Raw genomic sequence first — 3247 nt, 5'->3', positions numbered from 1 at the left:
GCCACCGCCCGCCTGGTGTTCTCATCGGTAGCGCTTGTTCCGGAAACATCCATGGCCAAACCGTACCCGGCAGTCACCACTCGCGGAACGGGTACCCGAACGGGGCGCGGAGCGCCGCGGGGACATACCTCGCGAAGCGTCAGCGGCGGACTCGGGGCATGCCCAGGCCGATCCAGGAGATGATCTCGCGCTGGATCTCGTTGTTGCCGCCGCCGAAGGTGAAGATGACGGCGCTGCGGTAGCCGCGTTCGAGTTCGCCGTGCAGGACCGCGCCCGCCGAGCCGTCCTTGAGGGAGCCGGCCGCGCCGACCACCTCCATGAGCCAGGCGTACGCGTCGCGGCGCGCCTCGGAGCCGTAGACCTTGACGGCGGAGGCGTCCTGCGGGGTGAGGGTGCCGGACTGGACGGCGTTCACCATCTGCCAGTTGAGCAGCTTCATCGCGTCGAGGCGGGCGTGGGTGCGGGCCAGGCGGCCTCGGACCCAGGACAGGTCGATGACGCGGCGGCCGTCGGCGAGCTTGGTCCCGGCGGCCCAGCGCTGGACGTCGTGCAGGGCGCGGATGGCCATGGTGCCGTGCGCGGCGAGGGTGACGCGCTCGTGGTTGAGCTGGTTGGTGATCAGGCGCCAGCCCTTGTTCTCCGGGCCGACGCGGCGGCTCGCGGGGACGCGGATGTCCTCGTAGTAGCTGGCGGTGGTGTCGTGCGAGGCGAGGGTGTTGATGAGGGTGCAGGAGTAGCCGGGGTCGGAGGTCGGCACCAGGAGCATGGTGATGCCCTTGTGCGCGGGGGCTTGCGGGTCGGTGCGGACGGCGAGCCAGACCCAGTCGGCGGTGTCGCCGTTGGTGGTCCAGATCTTCTGGCCGTTGACGACGTAGGTGCCGCTCTCCTCGTCGCCCTCGCGGACGGCCTTGCACCGGAGGGCGGCGAGGTCGGTGCCGGCGTCGGGCTCGCTGTATCCGATGGCGAAGTCGATCTCCCCGGCGAGGATCCGGGGGAGGAAGTACGCCTTCTGCTCGTCGGTGCCGAACCGCATCAGCGTGGGTCCGACCGTGTTCAGCGCCATCAGCGGCAGCGGGACGACGGCCTGCGCGGCCTCGTCGAAGAAGATGAACTGGTCCATGGGCGACATGCCGCGCCCGCCGTACTCCTTCGGCCAGCCGACGCCGAGCCAGCCGTCGGCGCCGAGGCGGCGGATGGTCTCCCGGTAGAAGCGCTTCTGCGCGGCCGGGTCCTCGTAGCGGGCGTAGACGTCCTGCGGTACGAGCTCGGCGAAGTAGGCACGCAGTTCGGTGCGCAACCGCTGCTGTTCAGGCGTGTATTCGAGGTGCACGGCCCCTCCGGGAGTCTCGCGGTCCAGCCGGTCGCTGTGGTGGCGGCGGTCAGATTAGAACCTGTTGCAAGAATCGGGAAGGGCCGTGCAGCGGGCGGGACGTGAGGTCAGGCCGGACGGCACTGTCCGGTACGGGGGCCCGTCACGGAGACGCCCGTCTGGAGCAGTGTCGGCGCGTTGCCCTCGCAGTGCAGCGGCCCGGTGATCCGGTCGGAGCGCAGCGCGGGGGCGAGGGACTCCGGCGGCAGCCCGGAGCCGCTGTTGCCGGTGACGCGTACGGGGCCGGTCACCGTGTTGCCGGACGCCTCCAGACCCCCGGTGTTGGCGTCGAGGGTCAACGGGCCCCGGATCGTGTTGCCCGCGCAGCCCGCCGCCGCGCGGTCCGAGCCGATGACCACCGGGCCGGTGCTCCCCTGTACGGAGACGGGGCCGGTGAGGCCCGAGTGGCAGACGGTGAGGGCGAGGGCGCCCGTGGCGGACAGAGGTCCGGTGATCGTGCCCTCCGTGACGGAGAGGGACCCGCCGGGCCGGACGGTGACCGGGCCGGTCTGGCCGCCCCCCTCGGCGATGCACACGGCTTCGCCGGAGGCCACGGTCAGCGGTCCGGCGTGCCCGGTCGTCAGGCAGGGCCGGCTGAAGCCGACGGTGACCTCGGCGGGGGCCGTCGTCGTGCCCGGGGTGAAGACCGGGTCACCGCTGTAGCGCGCGGTGATGGCGTGGACGGAGGGCTGGAGGGTGCCGGTACGGATGCTCGCGCGGCCGCCGTCGAGCCTCGCGGTGCCCAGCGGGGTCGTCCCGTCGAAGAACGCGACCTCCCCGCCGGGGGTCCCGGCGTCCGGGTTCGCCGGGGCCACCGTCGCGGTGAGGGCGACGGACCGCCCGAACAGCGGGGTGGCCGTGTCCGCGGTCACCGTGACCGAGGCCCCGTACCGGAAGGAGACGACCGCCCTGCCGTTGCCGTGGTTGACGCCCCGGGTGAGGGTGGCGCCGGTGGCCGTCGCGGCCGCGAAGCCGCTGCCCCCACCACCGCCGGCCCCGTAGAAGTTGCCGGGCCTGCCGCCGCCGGAGCCGCCGCCACCGGCGAAGTAGCCGCCGCCCCCGCCACCGCCGCCGTTGCCGCCGCCACCGCCGTTGCCGCCTGAGCCACCGCTTCCGGGGTTGGGCTGGCTGCCGTACTGGTCGATGTCGCTGCCCGCGCCTCCCGGAGCGCCGACGTTGGAGTTGCGGGGTCCGCCCACCCCGTGGGCCGACTGGGTGCCGCCGCCGCCCGCGAGGCCGGATCCCTCCGGGCCGCCGCCCTGGCCGCCGGGCTCCGCTTCGGGCCCGCCGCCGTCGCCGCCGCGCAGCAGCGGCCCGCCGTTGCCCGCGCCACCGCCGCCGCCGGCCACCAGGACCCGGTCGGCCCCGCCGAAGGCGCCCGTACGCAGGTCGCTCGCGCCACCGCCGGAGCCGCCGCCGCCGTGGGCGCCCCCGCCGCCGGAACCGTGGCCGGTGCCGCCGGGCCGGGCGAACTCGCCGTGCCGGGAGGTGCCGGAACTCCCCACTCCGCCGACGGTGATCTGGAGGGCCTGGCCCGCCGTGACGGCCAGCTCCGCGCGGGTCTCGCCGCCCAGTCCGCCGCGGGCGCCGTCGTTCGGGGGGCTGGGGAGGACGAAGCCGGCCGCGCTGCCGCCCTCGGCGCCGAAGAGATCGACCGTCACCGAGGTCACCCCGGCCGGAACGGTGAAGGTGTCCGTGCCGACGCCGGTGTAGGTGCAGGTCGGCGACGCGGCGGTGAAGGCGCCGCCCGTGCCGCAGGGGGTGGCGGCGGCCGGGGCCGCCGGCTCGGCGGTCGCGGGGAGGGGCGCCATCACGGCGGTCAGCAAGCCGGCCGCGGCGGCCGCCTTCAGGATCTTCGATCGGTACATGCTCAAGAGG

The 3247-nt window shown here is 74.7% G+C and carries 2 protein-coding genes; both read right to left on the bottom strand.

The genetic code is table 11. From position 1 onward, the window contains the following. Positions 1 to 139: 139 nt before the first annotated feature. Positions 140 to 1330: an acyl-CoA dehydrogenase family protein gene (locus ACFV0Q_RS40160; protein WP_385012874.1), complete on the bottom strand. Its 1191-nt coding sequence runs from the start codon at positions 1328 to 1330 to the stop codon at positions 140 to 142. Between the two features lie 107 nt (positions 1331 to 1437). Next, positions 1438 to 3247: Ig-like domain-containing protein (locus tag ACFV0Q_RS40155; protein ID WP_385012872.1), on the bottom strand; the 1810-nt coding region annotated here is incomplete at its 5' end.

The organism is Streptomyces sp. NPDC059564 (assembly GCF_042735575.1).
Classification (GTDB): domain Bacteria; phylum Actinomycetota; class Actinomycetes; order Streptomycetales; family Streptomycetaceae; genus Streptomyces.
The sequence above is the reverse complement of the archived record's forward strand: the minus strand, read 5'-3'. Positions and strand labels throughout refer to the sequence as shown.